Consider the following 21,535-nt stretch of genomic DNA (forward strand, 5'->3'; position numbering starts at 1 on the left):
GGGACCATGCTCTACTACGCACGTACAACCGGCGGTTTTTACGACGATGAAGTCCACCAGTCGATACCGGCCGACGCAGTCAAAATTACTCAAGATCAGCGCGCTGCCTTGCTGATCGGGGAAGCTGCGGGGCGCAAAATCTCTTCGGATACAAAAGGGTTCCCGGTCTTGGTAAATCGTGAGCCGCCCTCAGACGAGATCCTTATCGCTCAAGCAAGACAGTGGCGTGATACTGAAATCGATAGCCTCAACTGGCTGCGCGAGCGACACAGGGATGAATTAGACGCGGGCCGGACCACGACTTTAACTGCTGCTCAGTTTGGCGAGCTCATTGATTATATTCAGCAGTTGCGAGACTGGCCTGCCTCGGGCGGCTTCCCGAAGACGGACGCTCGCCCCGCTGCCCCCGCCTGGATCGCAGAGCAAACCCGCTGACCGATCCCGTCACCCTGTAAAGCCCGTCTCTACAACCCCACGCGCTCGCCCAGCCGGCGCGCGCGCGGCAACCTCTGCACTGTCATTCCATCACAGCGCAGGCACCAACTCATGGCCGATTATCTCCACGGTGTGCGGGTCATCGAACTCAACGACGGCACCCGCCCCATTCGCACTATTCCCACCGCAGTTATCGGCATGGTTTGCACGGCTGAAGATGCGGACCCACTCGTTTTCCCACTGGACACGCCCGTCCTGCTCACCAACGTGCAAACCGCTGTTGGTAAAGCCGGCGTTAAGGGCACCCTGGCCGCGAGCCTGCAAGGCATCGCCGACCAGACCAAGCCCTATGTCATCGTCGTGCGGGTCAAAGAAGGCGCCGACGAAGCGGCTACCACCAGCGCCCTGATCGGCGGCACCACTCCTACCGGTCAGTACACCGGCATGAAAGCTTTGCTCGCGGCCAAGTCACGCGTGGGCATGACGCCGCGCATTCTCGGCGTGCCAGGCCTGGACAGTTTGCCGGTGGCCACCGCCCTCGGCGCCATCGCCAAAGACCTTCGCGCATTTGCTTACGTCAGCGCCTGGGGCTGCAAAACCAAGGAAGAGGTAGTCGCTTACCGCGAGAACTTCGGCGCCCGCGAGATGATGGTGATCTGGCCGGACTTCCAGAACTGGGACACCGTCGCCAACAAGACCACCACCGCCTCGGCAGTGGCCCGTGCGCTGGGCCTGCGCGCCAAGATCGATCAGGAGACAGGCTGGCACAAGACCCTCTCCAACGTGGCCGTCAGCGGCGTCACCGGTATCAGCGCCGACGTGTTCTGGGACCTGCAAAACCCGGCCACCGACGCCAACTACCTCAACAGCAACGACGTCACCACCCTGATCAACGCCAACGGCTTCCGCTTTTGGGGTAGCCGCACCTGCAGCGATGACCCGTTGTTCGCCTTCGAAAACTACACCCGCACCGCGCAAATCCTCGCGGACACCATGGGCGAGGCGCACATGTGGGCAGTTGACCGTCCTATGCACGCCTCCCTGGTGCGCGACCTGGTCGAAGGCGTAAGCGCCAAGATGCGCGAGTTGAAATCCCAGGGCTACCTGATCGGCGGCAGCTGCTGGAACCCGGACGACATCAACACCAAAGACACCCTCAAGGCCGGCAAGCTCTGGCTTGATTACGACTACACCCCAGTGCCACCGCTTGAAGACCTCACATTCCGTCAGCGAATCACCGACCGTTATCTGATCGACTTCGCCAAGGGCATCAGCAGCTAAACCGGGCCTCCCCGCGAGGGGAGTTCACCCTGAACACGTATCCCGGAGAACACCGCCATGGCAATGCCTCGCAAGCTCAAAAACCTCAACCTGTTCAATGATGGCAACAGCTACCTCGGCTTGGTGAAGTCCCTCACCCTGCCCTCCCTCGGCCGCAAGATGGAAGCCTATCGCGGCGGCGGCATGAACGGCCCGGTCAAAGCTGACCTGGGCATGTCCGACGACGGCATCCAGTTCGAATGGAAGACCGGTGGCCTCGATCTGATCTCTCTGCGCCAGTTCGGCGCGGTCAACGCCTCCAGCGTGGCCCTGCGATTCTCAGGCCCTTACCAGCAGGACGACACGGGCGAAGTCAGCAACGTGGAAGTCGTCGTGCGCGGTCGCCACGAGACCATCGAGATGGGTGATGCCCAGCCTGGTGAGGACACCGAGCACTCCATGACCACCACCTGCAGCTACTACAAGCTGACCGTGGATGGCGAAGAAATCATCGAAATCGACCTGCTCAACTTCGTCGAGAAGGTCAATGGCGTGGACATGCTGGAGAAGCACCGCACCGGCATGGGCATCTGATCCGTCCCCTCAATCGAACCTCGCCTTTTAATTACCAGGAGCAACTCCCATGAAGAACGAAACCACCGAACAGCCCGACGTGCAGCAGCTGGCCGACAACAACACCGTCACCCTCGACACGCCAATCCGTCGCGGGACCACCAGCATCGACAGCATCACCCTGCGCAAGCCGAACTCCGGCGAGTTGCGCGGCGTGAGCCTGGTGGAGCTGCTGCAGATGGACGTCGGCAGCCTGATCAAGGTTCTGCCGCGCATCAGCTCGCCGAGCATCACTGCCGTCGAAGTCGCCGGCATGGACCCGGCCGACCTGCTGGCTCTGAGCAGCAAGATTTCTGGTTTTTTGTTGCAGAAGTCGGCGATGACGGACGCCTCCCTCGTCGCGTAGAGGACGCCATGGCCGATCTGGCCGTGGTTTTTCATTGGGCACCGGCTGATATGGATCGGTTGGGCCTGCAAGACCTGATGGACTGGCGCGAGCGCGCCAGGGTGCGGAGTTCCAACGATGGGGAATGATCTGAGACTTCAGGTGCTGCTCAGCGCCATTGATAAGGCCACAGGTCCCCTGAACAAAATCACGGGCGGCAGCAAGGAAACAGCCCGCGCCCTCAAAGCCGCCCGCGACCGCCTGAAAGAACTCAACACCCAGCAACGCGACGTCAGCGCCTGGCGTGAACTGCAGGCCGCAACCCGCGCGACATCTGAGGCGCTCGCCGCCAACAACGCCAAGGTAGGCGAACTCGCCCGCGAGACGGCCAAGGTCCGGCAGCAGCTCGCGCCGACCCAGGCGCTGTTCGACAAGTCCCGGCAGAAGGTTGACGCGCTCAAAACCAGCCAGACCGACCTCAAGCGCGAACTCACCGGGACACGCAATGCCCTGGGGCTGATGGGCGACGAACACCGCAAATCCGCCAGCCAGATCGCCGCGCTCAATGCTCTGATGCAGAAGGGCAACGCCCTGACCCGAGCGCAGCATGACGAATACACTCGCCTCACAGCCGCCCAGCGGGAGCGCAAGACCCAGTTGGACCAGCTCGCGGCCAAGGAAAAGACCCTGGCTGACCGGTTCACCCTGAACAACGCGCAGTTGCGCACCAGTCGTGCGGGCCATGCCAGTCTGCGCGACGAGATCCGGCGCCTGGAAACCCCGTTCAAGGACCAGTTCGCCCTGCTGAAACAGCACACCGCCGAGTCGAAACGCTTGGGCGAGCAGTACGGCCAGCAGCAAGTAAAACTCGGCAACCTCGGCGTGCAGCTTAAAAACGTCGGCATCAACACCAATGCCCTGGGCGCACACGAGCTTAAGCTCAAGCGCGATATCGACACCGCCACCCAGGCCATGAAGTTGCAGATTGACCACCTGGATGCGTTGAAGCGCAAGCAGGACAGCCTGGCAAAAGCGCGCGCCACCTACGACAAAACCCAGAGCCTGGCTGGCAGTGTTGCTGTATCCGGCGCCGCCAGCCTTGGCGCGGGCTACGCCGCCAGCCGTCCCGTGGTGTCGGCAATCAAAGCCTTTGCCCCGAATGAGGACTCTGCCACGCAGCTCAAGGTGTCGATGATGGACGACACCGGCAAGGTTTCCGCCGACTTCCAGAAGATCACAGACCTGGCGACCAAGCTGGGCGACCGTCTGCCAGGCACGACGGCAGACTTCCAGAACATGATGACGATGCTTCGACGGCAGGGCATCAGTGCCCAAAGCATCCTTGGCGGCACCGGGGAGGCAGCAGCATATCTCGGTGTGCAAATGAAGATGGAAGCCACTGAGGCGGCTGAGTTTGCCGCCAAAATGCAGGACGCCACGCGGACCACTGAAAAAGACATGATGGGGCTCATGGACACCATCCAGCGCGGTTTCTATGCAGGTATGGAACCAAGCAACATGATTCAGGGCTTCAGCAAAATCTCACCTGTCATGGATGTCATCAAGAAGTCGGGCATTGATGCAGCTAAAGAACTAGCACCACTGCTCATCATGATGGACCAGGCCAGCATGGACGGCAGCTCAGCGGGTAACGCTTTTCGTAAAATTTTCCAGGCAGGCTTGAATCAAGACAAAGTCGATAAAGCCAACAGCATCGCAGCAGGCGCGAACAAGGGCGTCTCTCTCAAATTCACGGATGACAAAGGCAACTTTGCTGGACTGGAGAACCTGTACGCGCAAGTCGAAAAGCTGAAGGTTCTGAACGATACCGACCGTACAGCCGTCATCAGTAAGCTCTTTGGCGACGACGCTGAAACAATGACCACCTTGAACACCATGATGAACAAGGGGCTGGCCGGCTATCAGGAAATTCAAGAAAAGCTGAGAGTCCAGGCCGATCTGCGCACCCGCGTTAACGAACAGCTCGGCACCCTCACCAACGTCATGGAAGCCGCTGAGGGTAGCTTCACCAACGCCATGGCTGAATTCGGTGCAGCAGTTGCCCCCGACTTGAAAGACCTGATCAATACAGCCGGTGAAATCGCAAACAGGGTAGGCACCTGGGCACGGGAAAATCCGAAGCTGGCCGGGGGCTTGGTCAAAGTCGCCGCCGCCGTAGCAGCGGCGGCTCTGGTGTTCGGTACTTTGGCGTTGACCATGGCAAGCATGCTCGGCCCCTTCGCAGTGCTGCGGTACGGCATGGCGCTGTTTGGCATTCGCTTGGGCAGCATCAAAGCTCAGTTGATCGGCACCCGTATTGCTGCCGCCAGCGCCGGTACCGAGGTCGGCCGGATGGGCCGAATCTGGAAGACGGTCACAGCCAGTCGTGCCGCTGGCGGCATGATGAGCGTTATCCCTACGCTAGTCAGCTCCGCGCGGATTGCTGCGGTCAGCGTATTGCCAATGCTCGGCGGCGCAATCAGCGCGGTAGGCGCAGCCATACTTGCTACACCGATCGGGTGGCTGATCGCCGCTGTCGCTGGCCTGGTCGCCATTGCAGCGCTGATTTACAAATACTGGAAGCCGATTAAAGGGTTCTTCCTCGGCTTCTGGCAGGGGCTCACTGAAGCCCTGCAGCCGGTCCTTGCCGGGTTTGGTAAGTTCGGCGGGCTGCTGATCAGCCTGGCGAAAGCCGCCTACTCCATCCCGATTATCGGTTTCGCGTTGCGCCTGCTTGGCAGCATTGTCCGCCCGTTGTTCAGCATGATCTCCTCCGGCATCAGTGGAGTGATCGGTTGGTTCACTGACCTGCTGAAACCGGTCGAAGACGTCGGCGGTGCAGCACAGTCGATGGGCCAGCGATTTGGCGCGGCCATTGGCAACATGCTCATGACCCTGCTGCAGAGCATCGGCTCTGTCGCAACCGGCGCAGTCAACGTGTGGACCACCATCAAAGCCAGCTTTGACCAGGGCCTCGCCGGCATCCTGCAATTGATCGTCAACTTTAGTCCGCTTGGCTTGTTCTACCAGGCGTTCGCCGGGGTGATGAATTACTTCGGCGTAGAGCTGCCGGGGAAATTCACCGAGTTCGGCGGCATGATCGTCAACGGCCTGGTCAATGGCCTGACCGCAGGGCTCGGCGCTGTGAAGGGCGCTATCAGCTCCATCGGTGACTCCAGCATCGGTTGGTTCAAGGAAAAGCTAGGCATCCACAGCCCATCCCGCGTGTTCGCGGAACTGGGCGGCTTCACCATGGAAGGGCTGACAAAAGGCCTGGAGGGCGGACAAAAAGGGCCGCTCAACGCCTTGTCGAGCTTGAGCAAACAACTGACCGCCGCCGGCACTCTGGCGCTAAGTGCAACAGCCATGCCGGCGTTGGCTGTCGATGATCGCCCACCGATCAGCAGCGCGGGCACATCGACGGTTTACGACAGTCACGACACCTACCAAATCACTATCGCTGCTGCGCCTGGCATGGACATGCAAGCCATGGAGAAAAGCATGCGCGCCATGCTCAACAAGATTGAAAACGAGAAACGCGCCCGTCAGCGCAGCAAGTTATCGGATCGGGATTAATCACCATGATGCTCAGCCTCGGCATGTTCGTGTTCAGCCTATCGACCCTCGCTTACCAGGAGTTGCAGCGCCAAACCAACTGGCGCCATGCCAGCAACAGCCGCGTCGGTGCACCACCCGCGCTGCAATTTGTCGGCCGTGGTGAGGACACCATTACACTCCCCGGCATCATCCTGCCCGAGCTGGCCGGCAGCGTGCTCAGCCTGGACGCCTTGCGGTTGATGGCGAACACCGGCAAGGCCTGGCCGATGGTCGAGGGCACCGGTCGGATATACGGGCTGTGGGTGATCGAGAGCCTGAGCGAGACCAAAACTGTGTTCTTCAGAGACGGCACGCCACGGCGCATCGAGTTCACCCTTACGCTCAAGCGTACCGATGACGACCGCATCGACCTGCTCGGCGCCGCTACCAGCACCGGGCTCAACATTCTCCGGGGGCTGCTGTGATAGAGGCCGCGCTGTCCAAAGTTACCGGTTACCTCGTGGATACGGCGGAACGCTTCGTCCGGGATGCCGCCTACCCTGTTCCGGCCTTCCGTCTCACGGTGGACGGCAACGATATCGCCATGAAGGTGAGCCCGCGGCTGATGAACTTGGATCTAACCGACAACCGTGGCGTCGAGGCCGACCAGCTCACGATCACATTGAGCGACCATGACGGCCTGCTGTCGATACCGCCAAAGGGAGCAGTACTTCGCTTGTGGTTGGGCTGGAGCGACACCGGCCTGGTGGACAAGGGCACCTACACCGTCGACGAGACAGAGCACACCGGCGCGCCGGATGTGCTCAGCATTCGCGCTCGATCAGCAGATCTACGCAAGGGACTCAAGACCAAGCGCGAGCGTAGCTGGAGCAACACCACACTGGGTAAAGTCATGGGCGATATCGCCATGGGAAACAACCTCACCTCGACCGTGGCCGGCGCGCTCGGTGCGTTGCCGATCCTGCAGCTTGACCAGGCCAACGAATCGGACGCCAACCTGATCACACGCCTGGGCGAAGAATTCGACGCGGTGGCCAGCGTCAAGGCCGGGTGCCTGTTGTGCATCCCTGCAGGCGGCGGCAAAACCGCGAGCGGGCTTCCCCTGCCCCACATTACGCTGACTCGCGCTGACGGTGACCAGCACCGGTACTTGCAGGCGGATCGCGACAGCTACGACGGGGTGCGCGCCTATTTCTACGATGTGCATAGCGCCAAGAAACAGGAAGCGATTGCCGGCGGTGGCGAGAACCTCAAAGATCTGCGCCATACCTACAGCGACCAGCAATCTGCGCTGAGGGCTGCAAGGGCCGAGTTTCGACGCCTGCAACGCGGCAGTGCCACGCTCAGCTACACGCTCGCGATGGGCCGGCCGGATTTGATCCCCGAACTGACCTATACGCTCCAGGGCGTTAAAGCGGAAATCGACGAGATCATCTGGTACGGGGGCAACGTGCAACACAATCTGAGTCCGGATGGCGGCTACATCGTCAGCCTGGAGCTGGAGAGCAAGTTGCCGGAGGACAACGTTGAAGATCTGGCGGAAGAGAGCAAGGGCGATTACACGGGGATCATCGCGTATTACCGCGACCAGAAAACCGGAAAGGAAAAGGCGATTACGGCAGGGGATCAGACGAAGCCGAGGAGGTTGCGGTGGTTGTACGCCAGTGAGAAGACGGCGAAACGCGCTGTCAATCGCGAACAAAGCAAGCTGGATAATTAAATGTTACTCACCAGCTCACTTGTCGCCACCTTCTCTTAAGGAAGGATCACAAAAAAGTGAAACAGCTCTCAACACGACATAAGATAGGATACCGATGGATGTCCAAGTAATCGCACCCCATGGCACAGCGCCCTTATCAGAAAAATAAAAGAACATAACGAGCGCCACACCAAAGGATATAAGAACTACCAGACCAACGATCTCCAACAACAACGACTGATACCTGTACCGAACACGCAGCAACTTATAAGGCGCATCAAATTTTAGTTTGACTGCGTTATGCTTACCCTTAATCAAATCCCACTCTGCAGTCATTTCAAAAAAAACAGTTGCCAAGGTGTTTTTTTGATTCAATATCAAAAACAACATAAAAACTGCAAAAACAAGCGATCCCACCAAAATAAAAAAATTCTTCAAAGAGAATCCGTCAACCACTTCCATCTGACCGCAAACAACTATCAATGCAACTGGAACCGCTAAAAGCTGGTTCTGTATATCGGAAAAAACTTTGTTAATTTTTGCCAGCGCCTCAAATTTACTCTTTTCAACTTCAGCCTTTATCTTCTGAAAGGAAAACTCCGAAACGTACAATTGATAACTGGACGATACACGCCTCGCAAACTCTTCAAACCGAGACATAATCAACCCAACATGAAATCTTCCCTCACCAACCTCCTTTTTCATCTCCAAAAGGATAGACTTAACAATAGTGCGTTTCTGCTCCACGTGCGTTTCTGTCTTTATATAATCTTTTGCAAAAGCTGAGACACCACTCAAGCAAGACATCTCCTCAGGACTATACTCAAGAAACAACTCGATCTTTTCCCCATGGAAAAAAATCAGTTTAGCAGCACCTTTAGGGACAACGTGATCAGCTAACGGGGGAGAAAATAATCCGACCAGGGTAACAGCATCTACATAGGAACATACTTCTGGAGGGGCAGCCTCATAGTCACCCTCATATAAATAGTTGATGTCAGCCAGATAGAATTTGGCAGGTATAGACTGACGGCGCTGGCTGGTAGACAGCAAATCATCTAATGAAAAAGCAAAAAAAGCGTTTTGCTCCAAAGGAGGCATAAAGAGCAACTCTCTGTTCTCAGCAGACGAGCTTTGGAGCATCTCGAGCCTTTCCAACTTTGTAACGGCTTCTTCGAATACTTCGCAGGGAAGAGTCCCCCTCAAGCGACCGTTCTCAAGGGTGCGGTTCTCCAGTAGCTTGTAAACTTCGATAGCTAACTCAATCTTCGTCGTTGGCAGCATTTTGAGCACCGAGAGCCTTATCCATTTCAGCAAGCAGGTCTGCTGGTGGATTCATTATAACCAAACCTTGCAACTCCGGATCATAATAAACAGTTTCATTCCGAAGATCATTAACATCAAAGCTTACACTAACACTACCAAACCGCCTACTAACCCTCATCAGTTTTTTGTAAGTGGCTGGATTTGGCGAAAAAACCTCACTTACCTCGTACTCGTTATCCCTTATGAAATTAATGAATGATTCTGGAGCTTGATCATTAATAATTGCAGACAACGCCACCAAATTTACTGGCTCATCATTCGCTTTCTTTTCAACACAATGAGCATACAACCGATCAGTAGCAACTTGTCTTTTGAGTGGCTCCCAACCCTCGCTTTCGAAGTAATCATTGAGAGCCGTGACTGTTACTTCTGTATTATGTCGAGCATCAGTGTATTCAGTACAAGCCAAGGCTACCCGAAAGTACTTGGTAACATCGGCGTCAGCAGCTCGCCTTTTTATAAATGAAAGATATGGTTGCTCATTATTCTGCCATTTTTGAATATCAATACGCGCTGCTTCATACAAATGACTAACATCAAATGACAAGGAATCATTCAGATCAAGAGTCGCCTCATCAATGCCTACGCCCTCCTTAAGCTTCAACATTGCTATAAGAAGCCAATCTCTACCCTGATTATGGTATCGAACAAAAAGCGGCCAAGTCGTAGTGGCCATCCACTGCTCTTGCATAGGAACAGAGATCAACGAACATACCCCTCGACTAAACTCGACGAGATCTATCTCCTGATCGACATATCTTTTCATTAGAATAGGAAACTGATGAATTAAAGCATCATCACCAAATGTCCCATAGCCGTTACTGAGTCGAGTGTAAAGGGTTAGCACCTCCCCTCCCAAAGTATCCAGGCGCGCATCAATAGGCAGTACCACTGCACGGGGCTTTATTGTTACCGCACCTTCACCATTAGTTTCACGAGCTTTGAGAACTCCATGAATAATCGACTCAGTAATTTCCATAACTCTGCTGCGCCCTAACTAATTAATTTAATGATAAATAAAGCACCGATTGTTTTTTCGGACTTACCACAGAAGGCATAAATGAGATGAGAACGCACAGAGGACGGGGTGGTGCTAGGCATAAATCACTTCCCTATGACGATTCGGCAGAATCGCAATCCCTGTAGACCGGGCTTGGCGAGTGGATCAGTGCTATTCCTTCACGCTGATCCGTTCTTAATGGGTACAGATTATGCTGGCCGTTTGGTATCGGCAAGGGCTTCAGTCAAATCCTTGAGGCGCTGCTCGACATCCATTAAGCGTTTCTTTTCTTCAGCAGCGCTCTGTATCTCCCGCTTACCGGCCTCTCCGAGCGAGCGGAACAGCTCAAGGATGGCCTCCTCCTGCTGATTAACAGTCCGCGTATCCGATGTTTCAGCCGAAACACCCAGACACATAGAGCCTTCGCCTGTCAGCAACCAATCCAGACTTATACCCAAATGAGTGCGGATAGCAGCCATGGCCTTCGCGTTAGGCTCCCGCTCACCCAGAAGGTAGTTTTGGAGCGTCCTGTATGGGATCCCCACTACCTCTGAGGCCTCCTTAATAGACATGCCTCTGTCATCGATAACGCTGCGCAGGCGAGCGGCTATACTCATTTTTTCATATAATCCAATTGACGCACCCGTTTTGGTGCGTATACTGCGAACAAACAGGTACATCTTAACCAACTAGGAACACTCGAACCATGAGCCAAGCCATGGAAAAACGCCAGATCCAAGCACGACTGATCGAGCGTGGCAGTAACTTCCGTCAGTTCGCCCTAAGCCATGGCTATGAGGTGCGCACAGTGACGCAAGTGGTTCAGCGTTGGGCGGGAAACAACAAGCTGCCCCGTGGCAGGTTGACGTTCCAAATCCTACGAGACCTGTCTCGGATGATCGGCAAAGAAATATTGCCGGGAATCCTCGCGGAAAACGCCGAGCAAAATTCAGCACCGGCTGTATGAAACGACTGTAGGGGCGATGACTCCAGGGAGAAACCAGAAGATGAAACGCCCAGTTCTAGCGACCAAGCGCCAAGTAATGAGCGCAGTGATCAACGACTACGAAGGTGGCCGGGAATGCGCTGCAGCCCGCCTTGGATACGAACTCAAGAAGTTCGATAACCACATCTACGAAAACGCCGGCAGTCGGCCCTTGAGTGACGAACAGATCCACCTGTTAGAGCAGGACATGGGCACCACCTACCTGCCGGAATACATCGCGGCGATGTACGGCGGAATGTTCGTCCCCCTCGCCAAGCCTGAAACACTGGACAACGTTGACCTCTACAACCGTTCGGTACGTGCTGCAGCCAAGCGCGGTGTGGTCGACCAGATCATTGCGAAGGCACTGGACGACGGCGTCATTGAGCGAGACGAAGCCGAGGCGATTTTGCGCGCTCACAGCCATTACATGGCAGCTCGTCACTCCGAAGTTCTGGCAACGATTCTGTTGCACAGCCGGGGGCCAAAGCATTGAGCACCTACAAGCTGGTCTGTCCCTGCTGCAGCAGCTCGATGCGTATCCGGACCTCCGAGGGGCAAACGCCTTGTTTCCGCTCGATGTACTCGGAATGCACCAACCTGCTGTGTGGCGCCACGTTCTCCGGTTCCTTGGTTTGGGAATACCAGCTCAGCCCATCAGGCATCGAGCGCCCTCTTACCGTTTTGCCCATGGCGCCCACCAAAGTGCGCCTTCTTGCTCGGCAGAACCTTACGGCAAAGACCGATCAACCCGATTTGCTGGATCAACTGGAAATGGAGGCCGCACCTATATGAACACCATCGCCCTGACTACCAACCCCGCAAGCGATTACCGTGCCGCAATGCAACAAGCAGCCGTGGCCTATCTGTACCGTCACCGTTGCGAGCATCTTGCCGGCGACAGCCAGCTTTTAGAGAACTGCACCCGGTACTTGACTCAGTCGCTTGAGGTGCCCACGCACCTGGTGCAGCGCATCGCTGAACTGGCGGTGGCCGAGTTTGAAAGCATGACCTGCAAGCGCGTGGCCTGGCTTGGCATTCATCCCAACAGCGGCCCCTTCCGCCCGGTGATCTTGCTGCTCGACAACTGCACCCAACAGCGACATCCCGTATCAGCGCGCTTGCTCCCTACACGCCTGCTGCTGACTCGCAACCTCCCGCACTAATCCACAACCCTCCCTGTTAGATGCCCGCACCGCGTGGGTAGGGGAAATTTGCAACTTACTGGTGGCCGAAATGAGCAAAATCACCATAAAACTGGAGCTGGACGAACAACAGGCGCAGCACTACCTGTTGTGGTTGACCAGTCAGTACGAAGTCACCATGGCTGATATTTGGTACTCCGACCGCTACCGGAATGTGCCAAGTGGTCAGCGGGCGCCGAAGGTGCTTGAGGACTTGCCCTACCTGGCAGGCATCTGCAAGACGCGCAGCGAGCTGAAAAAACAGCTCGTTGTCACGGCCGCGGAGCATGTGCAGTGATTCGCAAGCCCATGGAAGACAAGATCCGCGCTGATGTTCTTCAGCGCCTGGAGTCTGATTACGGCCTTCAGCACATGAAAGGCACGCATTACATGCGTAAGGGCACCTGCCCGCAGTGCAATCAGAAACGTTTGTTTTCGCGCCACGATGAGCCCTGGTTCATCCGCTGTGGCCGCGAGAAAAACTGCAGGTACATGGCTCCCACCAAAGAGCTGTACCCGGACCTGTTCGACGACTGGAGCAAGCGCGCACCGGCCACCCGTGACGAACCTGCCGCCAGCGCAAAGGCGTACCTGACATTTGCCCGAGGTTTCCGCGTTGAGCTGATCGAGGGTTGGTACACCCAGGAAAGCTACTTTGATCGCGACCTGAATATTGGGTCTGCGACGGTGCGCTTTCCCCTGGAGCACGGCGGGTATTGGGAGCGCTTGATTGACCAACCGTCGCGGTTCGGTAAGAAGAAGGCCCGCTTCCAACCCCTCAAGAGCTACAGAGGGCACTGGTGGTGCCCACCGTGCGTGGATCTGCTGGAAGTAAATGAGCTGTGGATCGTTGAAGGCATCTTCGACGCCATAGCGCTCATTCAAAACGGTATCTCTGCGGTTGCGGCGCTGTCCTCAAACGCCTTTCCAGAGGAATCGCTCAAGGCCCTGTTCACCGCTCGCGGCGGTAAAACCCCGAAGCTGGTTTGGGCTCTGGATAACGAGCCAGGCGCTCACAAGTACACCCGTATGTGGGTCAACCGTGCCCGCGAACTCGGGTTTACGTGCGAGGCTGCTCAGCTGTCACAGCCTGACGCCCGCAAGGTTGACTGGAACGATCTGCATCAACGCTGGGCGTTTATCGACGACGAAAAAGCCCGCGCTGATCGCATCGAAAATGACTTGAAAGAAGCCCGCCACCAGGGCGCCCTGCTGATCGCAGAAAGTGCCAGCGACAAGGCATTGCTCATGTACCAGTGGCGTGAACGGGAGGAATTCCACTTCTGTTTCGACTCCCGCCTGTACTGGTGGAAGTTGGACCTGGCGAAATACAACAACGCCAAACAGGCCCTCGAAAAGAGCGATGGCCACGAAGCCCAAACACTCAATGAAAAGCAGCTGCGGGAGAAGGCACTGAACGTCGCCGGCTGCGTCGTCGAGATCGCCAACTGCTACCCCAAAGCCCTCTATTTCCAGCGCAACGAGATTACCGACGAGTCCTGGTACTTCTTCCGCGTCGACTTCCCGCATGACGGCGGCTCAGTGAAAAACACCTTCACGGGTGGTCAGGTCGCCGCTGCCAGCGAATTCAAGAAAAGACTTCTCGGCATGGGTGCCGGAGCTGTGTTCACCGGCAGTGGACAGCAATTGGACAAACTCATGAAAGACCAGCTTTTTGGCATCAAGACGGTTCAGACCATCGATTACGTGGGCTACAGCAAGGAATACCACTGCTACGTGTTCAACGACGTCGCCATCCGCGAAGGCCAGGTGATCCACATCAACGAGGAAGAGTTTTTTGAGATGGGCAAGTTGAAACTCAAGACCCTGCAAAAGGGTGTGAAGATCGATCTTGAAAAGGATGGCAAAAAATACAATGACCAGTGGCTAGGGCTTCTGTGGCAGTGCTTTGGTGCTCAGGGCATCGTGGCGTTGACCTTCTGGTTTGGCTCGTTGTTCGCCGAACAGATCCGGGGCCGGTACCAGTCGTTTCCTTTCCTTGAGGCCACTGGCGAGGCCGGCGCCGGCAAGACCACGTTGCTCACGCTGCTGTGGAAACTCGCGGGCCGCGACGGATACGAAGGGTTTGACCCGTCCAAATCCACCAAGGCCGGCCGCAGCCGCTTGATGGGCCAGGTCTCCGGCATGCCCATTGTGCTACTGGAATCGGACCGTAGCGGCGACGACAAGGCCCACGCCAAAACCTTCGAATGGGACGAACTCAAGGATTACTACGGCGGCGGCACCCTGGCGACCAAGGGTGTGAAAACCGCCGGTAACGAAACCTACGAACCACCGTTTCGCGGCACCATCGCCATCAGCCAGAACGCCCCTGTGGTGGCTTCAGAGGCGATCATGACCCGGATCGTCAAACTGCACTTCGTGCGACCCAACGTCACAGCTGAAAGCCGTGCGGCGGCAGATCGGCTCAACGCGCTAGAAGGCTCGACACTCAGCAACTTTGTGCTGCAGGCCGTACGTAAAGAACTGGAGGTGATGGAACTGTTCGCCCAGCGGGTTGCGGGCTACGAGGCGAAGTTGCGCAATCTGCACTCCCATTGCTTTGCCTGCGGCACCCCATTCAAAGACGAGCACGGCGAATGTAGCCATTGCGGCAACAAGCTGCGCGGCTACATCCGGGTGGAGCGGATCAACAAGAACCACGCCCAAATGCTCACTCTGCTCGACTGCCTGTGCATGGTGGTGCCGCTCACCGATGCACAGGTCGAGCACACCCGCTCGCAGATCATCCGTATGGCAATTGAGCGCCAGGCCTCAATCAGCTCCGACCATCCTGTGGTGGCTGAATTCTGGGAAGTTTACGAATACCTGGAAGGCCTGGACGCCGATGGCCCGGTGGTCAACCACAGCAAGAAAGACCACGTCATCGCCATCAACCTCAACGACTTCGTGAAGTGCGCGGCAGAAAACCGGCAAAAAATCGCTGACGTCAGCGAGCTGCGCGAACGCTTGAAAGACTCCCGCTCGCGGAAGCTGCTCGACGTCAACAAGGCGACCGACAGTGCAGTACGAGCTCACCAGGCCAGCAAGACCAACGCCGTCGTCACGAAGCAACCCATCGTGAAGTGCTGGCACTTCCAGGCCTGACTCATCAGCGGCAATACCTGCCAGGCGCTGCAAAGTCTGTCACCACCCAAAGGAGAAGCACCATGCACGTACAAGTCATTGCAAGCGGCGGCCAAAACGGCGCAACGAACCGTCACAGACATTTGGAAGAGCTGAGGGAGTGGTTTGGGGAAAGCTCAAAGATCATTCACGCCGAGGCCTATGCGCCAGACGACCTGGTCAAAATTCTGAAAGTTAGCGCGGCAACCGATTTTGAAATTCTGGTGCTGGAGTGCAGCCCCGAACAAATCGTCGCCGTCCTGCTGTGGCAGACAGAAACCGAAGAGGTTGCCGAACTTGAAAATGTGCTTGTGCACCTGGTGCGCAAGCAAAAAACAACTGGCGAAAGCCAGTAAGAAGGTGGTGCCGAGGGGCTGCAACCCCTCGACACCGACCACCCAAAGGAGAAGCACCATGCAAGTGAATCAACCCCAAGGCGGCATCGCAGAGGCTACCACAACCCCGCTTGCTGTCGGCGACACGGTCAGCTACGTCGCAATGAGCGGCGGTGGTCGGGAATATCGCCTCAGCGCTCGTACAGGTGTAATTGAAGGAATTTATGGCAACTTCGCCACACTACGCACTGCCAACGGCCGGAGTGTTACTCAACCCCTGGACAAGCTGACACCCGACGGCCAGCCCAATGCACTGATAAAAATGGTTATGAGGGGCCAGCCATGAGTTCAAGTCCTCGCACCCGCCCGCCGTTAGCCGGTTACCGGCTGGACTTGCCCAGCCGCTGCGACATCTGCGGCAAAGCCCGCTCAAAGGGAAAGCACGAGGCATGTAGTCGAATACGCCAGCAGAGCAAGACGGCGGAATGGGCTGCATTTATGGCAGAGCGTGAAGCAGCCAAGCAGAAAAAACGGTGTCGATACGCGCATCTATGAGGATAGTCATGAACACAGCATTTATCCTGATGGCTCAGTACGATGGCCAGGCGATTATCTCGCTGGAGGTGGTGTGCCGGGATTACTTCACGCACCTGACGCCGGACATGTTCCAGCGCAAGGTGATGAGTGGTCAGATCAAGTTGCCCATCACCCGAATGGAGCCGAGCCAGAAGTCGGCCAAGGGCATCCACCTCACCGACCTGGCCGCGTACCTGGACCTGCAACGCGCGGCAGCAGTTAAAGAGCACAGCCAGATCAACGGGTTAAAACACGTCGTTTGAGCCACTTCTGCGATGCGGCGCCCAGTTGGACGGGCGCCCTCAGAATCTTTTCGTGCCACTCCCAGCCCACATAGCGGTCGCCCCGACCGCGAAGGTGGGTGTAACGCCTCATTGAATTCCAATCCCTGTGGCCGGAAACGCTCGCCACACGCGGAATATCCCAGTCCATTTCGAACAGGCGGCTGACACCTTCATGCCGGAGGTCGTGAAAGTGCAGATCCGCGATGGTCAAAAACTTGCAGGCTTTCGTCCAGGACGTGGAGATCGACTCAGGGCTGTAGGGGAAGATGTCTTCGCCGGCCTTCGGCATCGTCTGGAGGATGTGCCACGCCTCGTCCGGCAGGTAGCACCAAACATCGTTGCCGATCTTCTGCCCGGGGTTTTTCATGTCGCGCACCAGCACCCGCTGGCCGGCCTCGTCGACGTCTGCCCAGCGAATTCGGGTTATTTCATCGAGCCGGCGCGTGGAGAACAGGGCGAAACCCACGACCTTCAGCATATTTATGACAGTAGGGCGCGTCACTTGCATGCCCTGGTAGTGCGTCAGCACCCGTCTTAGCTCATCCAACGTCGGCCGGCGGTCACGCTCACGGCTTTTCAGGTTATAGCCCAGCTTGCGTAACACACGCCGGGCACCGCCCATGGCGAGCGGGTCGACCTGGTAGCCCCATGCGTCTTTGGCAATTGCCAGCACTGCGCCCAGGTGCGCCAGGTCATTGCCAGCGGTTTGTGGCTGAACACCACCACCCTCTCCGCTCATTCGCCAAAGTGCGTAATCGACCAGGCACTGGGTGTTGATATCCGTATCGGTCAACTTGCCCAGGTAAGTCTCGCCAATTGCATTAAGTGTGGCGCGCTTGGTCTTGCCGAGCGGCTTGGCTTTCTCAACTTCGACCAGGTAGCGATCAGTCATTTCTTTGAGCGTGGCGCCCTTGCGGTTTGCGCGCTCAATCGCACCAGGCTCATCCAGCTCTGACTCGCGCTTGCGTGCCCAAGCCTGGGCAGCCTGTTTTCGGGCGAAGGTCTGGCTCTCTTGGTAGACTTGCACTCCGTCGCGCTTGATGCGGATCTGTGCCGTGTAGCTCACAGTCCCATCCGCCAGTTTTCTTGCCCTGATAGTCGCCATATTGAAAGTGGTACGCGTCAGTTTTGAAGTGGTACATCATACCACCGAGACTTTAAAAACGCCTGAAAACGCCCGAAAACACGCCCAGAACACGTTGAGTAAAATGCTAGATAAACAGAGCTTTAGCCCCGTAAACGCAAGGTCTACGCTGTCTCGGCGCTTTAGTGTTGCCCCCATGATGGACTGGACCGACCGCCACTGCCGGTTCTTCCTGCGCCTGCTCTCCAAGCACGCCCTGCTCTACACCGAGATGGTCACCACCGGCGCGATCCTCCACGGCGACCACGACCGCTTCCTACGCCACAACGAAGCCGAGCACCCGCTAGCGCTGCAATTGGGCGGCAGTGTCCCGGCCGATCTGGCCGCCTGCGCCCGCATGGCCGAGGCCGCCGGTTACGATGAAGTGAACCTGAACGTCGGCTGCCCCAGCGACCGGGTGCAGAACAACATGATCGGCGCGATCCTGATGGCGCACCCTGCCCTGGTGGCGGACTGTGTGAAGGCGATGCGCGATGCGGTGTCGATTCCGGTGACGGTGAAGCACCGTATCGGCATCAATGGCCGGGACAGTTATGCCGAGTTGTGTGATTTCGTCGGGACGGTGAAGGATGCCGGTTGCACCAGTTTTACCGTGCATGCGCGGATTGCGATTCTGGAGGGGTTGTCGCCCAAAGAGAACCGGGACATTCCGCCGTTGCGCTATGACGTGGCGGCGCAGTTGAAGCGGGACTTTCCGGAGTTGGAGATTAATCTCAATGGCGGGATCAAGACGTTGGAGCAGTGCCATGAGCATTTGCAGACGTTTGATGGGGTGATGTTGGGGCGGGAGGCTTATCACAATCCGTATTTGTTGGCGGAGGTGGATCAACAGTTGTTTGGTAGCACCGCGCCCGTGATCACCCGTGCTGAGGCGCTGGTGCAGTTGCGTCCGTATATAGCCGAGCACTTGGCGACAGGTGGCGCGATGCATCACATTACGCGCCATGTGCTGGGGCTGGGGACGGGTTTCCCGGGGGCGCGTAAGTTTCGGCAGTTGTTGTCGGTGGATATTCATAAGGCGAGTGATCCGTTGGCGTTGCTGGATCAGGCGGGGGAATTGCTGGAGGGGCGTTGATTGGGGCAATGCTGCTCGCTGCGCACGGTCGTTATGAAATTCGAGCACTGCACGAACAGCCGTCTCTAGCGGTCACCGAGAATATTACAATTATCTTTTACGGTTATTGGTGTTTCGTCCGTCTCACTACCTAGAACGATAATTTTTCGTATTTAGGGGAGGCGCCGATGTACCGTCCGCTGTATAAAGTTTCGCGCGTGAAATCTTTGTCTGTAGCGCCGCTTACCATGCTGTGTGTACTGATGTCCGATCTGGCGGCTGCCGACCCTCATCAGTTCAATATCGCACCACAGCCCTTGGCAAGCGCGCTGAATCGCCTGGCCGCTCAGAGCGGTTTACGGGTGATCGTTGATGGCTCTTTGGTGTCGGGCAAGAACAGCCCTGGCGTAGTCGGCTCCAAAGAACCGCAGGCCGCACTGGCTGAAGTGTTGAGCGGCAGCGGCTTGACGTGGCGGCCTACCGCTGAGGGTAGCGTGACGCTGGAGAAGGCAGCTGAATCAGGCGGTGCCTTGCAGCTGGGTGAGACCTCGATCACCGCTCAGCACTTGGGCGAGACGACCGAGGGCAGCGGTTCCTACACGACGGGGGCCATGCAGACTGCCACCAAGCTGCCACTCACCTTGCGTGAAACGCCGCAGTCGGTCAGCGTGGTCACGCGCAAGCGCATGGACGACAAGGCCATGACCACCCTCAGCGATGTCGCCGAAAGTGCGCCGGGTGTGTTCCTCAATACCTCCGGCGGCGCCGGGCGGCCCACGTTCAGCGCGCGTGGCTTCGACGTCGATACCATTTTGTACGACGGTTTCCCCACCAGTTTCCTCACCTATATACCCAGCAGCGAAGCCAACCTGGCAATGTATGACCGCGTCGAAATCGTTCGCGGCGCCACCGGCCTGGCTCAGGGCGCCGGCAGCCCCGCGGGCGCCATCAACTTGATACGCAAGCGCCCGACCCGTAAATTCCAGGCCACGCTCACCGGCAGTGCCGGCAGCTGGGACGATTACAGCAGCACCCTGGACGTCGGCGGCCCGCTAAACGACAGCGGCACCTTGCGCGCCCGCACCGTACTCTCAAAGCAGGACTCGAAAAGTTTTCGCGAAGCGGTCGAGAGTGACGCCGACCTGTACTACGGCGTAGTCGACGCCGACCTGACCGATACCACCACCCTGACGGTGGGTGCCTACCGGCAGAAGGACTACACCAACTACGTCTGGGGTGGGCTGCCTATGGCCCGAGGTGGTGGCCATCTGGGATTGCCGCGCGACACCTTCCTGGGCCATGACTATGAATACATGGACAACCGCACCACAGGTTATTTCGCGACCCTGGAACATGGCTTCGCCAATGACTGGAAACTGCGCATGGCCGCCATGCAGGCGACGACCAACACGGACGTGCTGGCCTCTTCCATCTGGGGATACAACCGCCACTACCTGTGGACGCAAGCCATGGAGCAGAAGGAAAAAGGCTACGATCTGGCCCTCAGCGGCCCCTTCCAGCTCCTGGGTATGGAACATGACTTCACCGTGGGTGCCAGCAAGCGCCAGCTGGACTACCGTACCGGCAAACTGTGGGAGCGTTTCATCGACAGTAACGTCGACCTCTTCGGCTGGGATCCACGGGGTCATACCAAGCCGGAGATCACCAAGGGGCGCACCCTGCGTCCCGAGACCACCACACAGGACAGCTTCTATACCAGCACTCGCTTGCGCTTGACCGAGCCGTTGTCGCTGATTCTCGGCGGCCGCCTGGACTGGTACGAATTCGAAAGCCGGGAAACCCCCGAAAGCAACTACAAGGTCACGCGCAACCTGACCCGTTATGCCGGCCTGGTCTACGACCTGGATGCCAACCACTCGGTCTACGTGAGCTACACCGATATCTTCAAGCCGCAGACCGAAAAAGGTCTCGGTGGGCAAGTGGTGAAACCGATCAAGGGTGAAAACTACGAGGTGGGCATCAAGGGCGAATACTTTGATGGTGCGCTGAACGCCAGTGCAGCCATCTTCCAGATCGATCAGAACAATCGCGCCCAGGAAATGCCTGATGTCAAAGGCTGCGGTACAACCCCTGTAAGCTCATGCTACGAGGCTTCCGGCCTGGTGCGCAGTCGAGGCATTGACCTGGAAGTTCAGGGCGCCCTGACCGAAAACTGGCAACTGGCCGGTGGGTACACCTACACCCAGACCAAATATGTCACCGATACCGATACCTCCAGGGAAGGACAGGATTTCAACCGCCGACTGCCGCGCCAACTGTTTAAGGTGTCCACCATCTACAACCTGTCCGGTGACCTGAACCGCTGGCGCATTGGCGGTGACCTCTACCAGCAGAGCCAGATCCGCACCTCGGGGGGCAGCGGCACCAGTGCATGGAAAAACCGCCAGGGCTCGTACACGATCGCCGGCCTGGTAGCGGGGTACAAGGCCAACGAGCATCTGGATCTGCAGTTGAACGTAAACAACCTGTTTGACCGCAAGTACTACTCCAGCGTCGCCAATGGCGCCTATGAGCCTTACGACATCTACGGCGACCCACGCAATTTCAAGCTGACTGCGCGCTACAGCTTCTAGGCGGCTGCCCCTCGCCC

At 57.3% G+C, this 21,535-nt stretch carries 23 protein-coding genes; 19 read left to right on the forward strand and 4 right to left on the reverse strand.

Translation table 11 applies throughout. The features are described from left to right. Positions 1-6: 6 nt before the first annotated feature. From PSH76_RS19770 to PSH76_RS19805, 8 genes are all read left to right on the forward strand, one after another. A complete protein-coding gene (locus PSH76_RS19770) occupies positions 7-435 on the forward strand; it encodes a phage tail assembly chaperone (protein WP_305492788.1) in 429 nt (142 codons plus the stop codon). Positions 436-546: 111 nt separating this feature from the next. Next, the gene (locus PSH76_RS19775) at positions 547-1,716 is read left to right on the forward strand and encodes a phage tail sheath protein (RefSeq protein WP_305492789.1); all 1,170 of its coding nucleotides are present in this window, start codon (positions 547-549) and stop codon (positions 1,714-1,716) included. Between the two features lie 57 nt (positions 1,717-1,773). Beyond that, complete coding sequence (locus PSH76_RS19780) at positions 1,774-2,289, forward strand: phage major tail tube protein (RefSeq protein ID WP_065932294.1); 516 nt, start codon at positions 1,774-1,776, stop codon at positions 2,287-2,289. A 49-nt stretch (positions 2,290-2,338) separates the two neighbouring features. Then, positions 2,339-2,674 (forward strand): phage tail assembly protein, encoded by a 336-nt coding sequence (locus PSH76_RS19785; protein WP_019818211.1) that lies wholly within the window; start codon positions 2,339-2,341, stop codon positions 2,672-2,674. 8 nt (positions 2,675-2,682) lie between these two features. Beyond that, positions 2,683-2,802, forward strand: coding sequence for a GpE family phage tail protein (locus tag PSH76_RS19790; protein ID WP_019818212.1), 120 nt, complete (start codon positions 2,683-2,685; stop codon positions 2,800-2,802). Next, on the forward strand, positions 2,792-6,229 hold the full coding sequence (locus PSH76_RS19795) for a phage tail tape measure protein (RefSeq protein ID WP_305492790.1): 3,438 nt from the start codon (positions 2,792-2,794) through the stop codon (positions 6,227-6,229). Before PSH76_RS19790 ends, PSH76_RS19795 begins: the two co-directional genes overlap by 11 nt. Positions 6,230-6,234: 5 nt before the next feature. Continuing rightward, positions 6,235-6,675: a phage tail protein gene (locus PSH76_RS19800; RefSeq protein ID WP_305492791.1), complete on the forward strand. Its 441-nt coding sequence runs from the start codon at positions 6,235-6,237 to the stop codon at positions 6,673-6,675. Next, positions 6,672-7,931 (forward strand): phage late control D family protein, encoded by a 1,260-nt coding sequence (locus tag PSH76_RS19805; RefSeq protein WP_305492792.1) that lies wholly within the window; start codon positions 6,672-6,674, stop codon positions 7,929-7,931. Before PSH76_RS19800 ends, PSH76_RS19805 begins: the two co-directional genes overlap by 4 nt. 15 nt (positions 7,932-7,946) lie before the next feature. Here PSH76_RS19805 and PSH76_RS19810 read toward each other — a convergent pair whose 3' ends face one another. The 3 genes from PSH76_RS19810 to PSH76_RS30810 form a co-directional block, all read right to left on the reverse strand. After that, complete coding sequence (locus PSH76_RS19810; protein WP_305492793.1) at positions 7,947-9,203, reverse strand: hypothetical protein; 1,257 nt, start codon at positions 9,201-9,203, stop codon at positions 7,947-7,949. Further along, the gene (locus PSH76_RS19815; RefSeq protein ID WP_305492794.1) at positions 9,172-10,215 is read right to left on the reverse strand and encodes a nucleoid-associated protein; all 1,044 of its coding nucleotides are present in this window, start codon (positions 10,213-10,215) and stop codon (positions 9,172-9,174) included. The genes PSH76_RS19810 and PSH76_RS19815 overlap by 32 nt, the downstream gene beginning before the upstream one ends. 230 nt (positions 10,216-10,445) lie before the next feature. Further along, positions 10,446-10,916, reverse strand: a complete 471-nt coding sequence (locus tag PSH76_RS30810) for a helix-turn-helix domain-containing protein (RefSeq protein ID WP_370874595.1) — start codon at positions 10,914-10,916, stop codon at positions 10,446-10,448. A gap of 38 nt (positions 10,917-10,954) precedes the next feature. On the opposite strand from PSH76_RS30810, the gene PSH76_RS19830 reads away from it, so the two are divergent. The 9 genes from PSH76_RS19830 (at position 10,955) to PSH76_RS19875 (ending at position 16,705) form a co-directional block, all read left to right on the forward strand. After that, positions 10,955-11,203 carry a hypothetical protein gene (locus PSH76_RS19830; protein WP_137270998.1) on the forward strand — a complete coding sequence of 83 codons (249 nt, stop codon included), beginning with the start codon at positions 10,955-10,957 and terminating at the stop codon, positions 11,201-11,203. 40 nt (positions 11,204-11,243) lie between these two features. Then, on the forward strand, positions 11,244-11,717 hold the full coding sequence (locus tag PSH76_RS19835) for a YmfL family putative regulatory protein (protein ID WP_014717543.1): 474 nt from the start codon (positions 11,244-11,246) through the stop codon (positions 11,715-11,717). Beyond that, complete coding sequence (locus PSH76_RS19840) at positions 11,714-12,016, forward strand: ogr/Delta-like zinc finger family protein (protein WP_124376955.1); 303 nt, start codon at positions 11,714-11,716, stop codon at positions 12,014-12,016. The genes PSH76_RS19835 and PSH76_RS19840 overlap by 4 nt, the downstream gene beginning before the upstream one ends. Then, positions 12,013-12,387 (forward strand): hypothetical protein, encoded by a 375-nt coding sequence (locus tag PSH76_RS19845; protein WP_305492795.1) that lies wholly within the window; start codon positions 12,013-12,015, stop codon positions 12,385-12,387. Before PSH76_RS19840 ends, PSH76_RS19845 begins: the two co-directional genes overlap by 4 nt. Positions 12,388-12,457: 70 nt before the next feature. Then, entirely contained in the window at positions 12,458-12,703 is a 246-nt protein-coding gene (locus PSH76_RS19850) for a hypothetical protein (protein ID WP_020302910.1), read from the forward strand. A gap of 11 nt (positions 12,704-12,714) precedes the next feature. Then, the gene (locus PSH76_RS19855; protein ID WP_305494481.1) at positions 12,715-15,513 is read left to right on the forward strand and encodes a toprim domain-containing protein; all 2,799 of its coding nucleotides are present in this window, start codon (positions 12,715-12,717) and stop codon (positions 15,511-15,513) included. A gap of 62 nt (positions 15,514-15,575) precedes the next feature. Further along, on the forward strand, positions 15,576-15,887 hold the full coding sequence (locus PSH76_RS19860) for a hypothetical protein (RefSeq protein WP_305492796.1): 312 nt from the start codon (positions 15,576-15,578) through the stop codon (positions 15,885-15,887). A gap of 58 nt (positions 15,888-15,945) precedes the next feature. Continuing rightward, positions 15,946-16,212 carry a hypothetical protein gene (locus tag PSH76_RS19865; protein ID WP_305492797.1) on the forward strand — a complete coding sequence of 89 codons (267 nt, stop codon included), beginning with the start codon at positions 15,946-15,948 and terminating at the stop codon, positions 16,210-16,212. Positions 16,213-16,429: 217 nt separating this feature from the next. Then, a complete protein-coding gene (locus PSH76_RS19875; protein ID WP_305492798.1) occupies positions 16,430-16,705 on the forward strand; it encodes a pyocin activator PrtN family protein in 276 nt (91 codons plus the stop codon). On the opposite strand, the gene PSH76_RS19880 is transcribed toward PSH76_RS19875, so the two are convergent. Beyond that, positions 16,680-17,831, reverse strand: a complete 1,152-nt coding sequence (locus tag PSH76_RS19880; RefSeq protein WP_305492799.1) for a site-specific integrase — start codon at positions 17,829-17,831, stop codon at positions 16,680-16,682. The genes PSH76_RS19875 and PSH76_RS19880 overlap by 26 nt on opposite strands. Before the next feature lie 103 nt (positions 17,832-17,934). On the opposite strand from PSH76_RS19880, the gene dusA reads away from it, so the two are divergent. Continuing rightward, positions 17,935-18,945, forward strand: a complete 1,011-nt coding sequence (dusA, locus tag PSH76_RS19885) for a tRNA dihydrouridine(20/20a) synthase DusA (protein ID WP_305492800.1) — start codon at positions 17,935-17,937, stop codon at positions 18,943-18,945. A 167-nt stretch (positions 18,946-19,112) separates the two neighbouring features. Continuing rightward, on the forward strand, positions 19,113-21,518 hold the full coding sequence (locus PSH76_RS19890) for a TonB-dependent receptor (RefSeq protein WP_032892824.1): 2,406 nt from the start codon (positions 19,113-19,115) through the stop codon (positions 21,516-21,518). Positions 21,519-21,535: the final 17 nt, after the last annotated feature.

Source organism: Pseudomonas sp. FP215, from assembly GCF_030687795.1.
GTDB classification, from domain to species: Bacteria; Pseudomonadota; Gammaproteobacteria; order Pseudomonadales; family Pseudomonadaceae; genus Aquipseudomonas; species Aquipseudomonas salmasensis.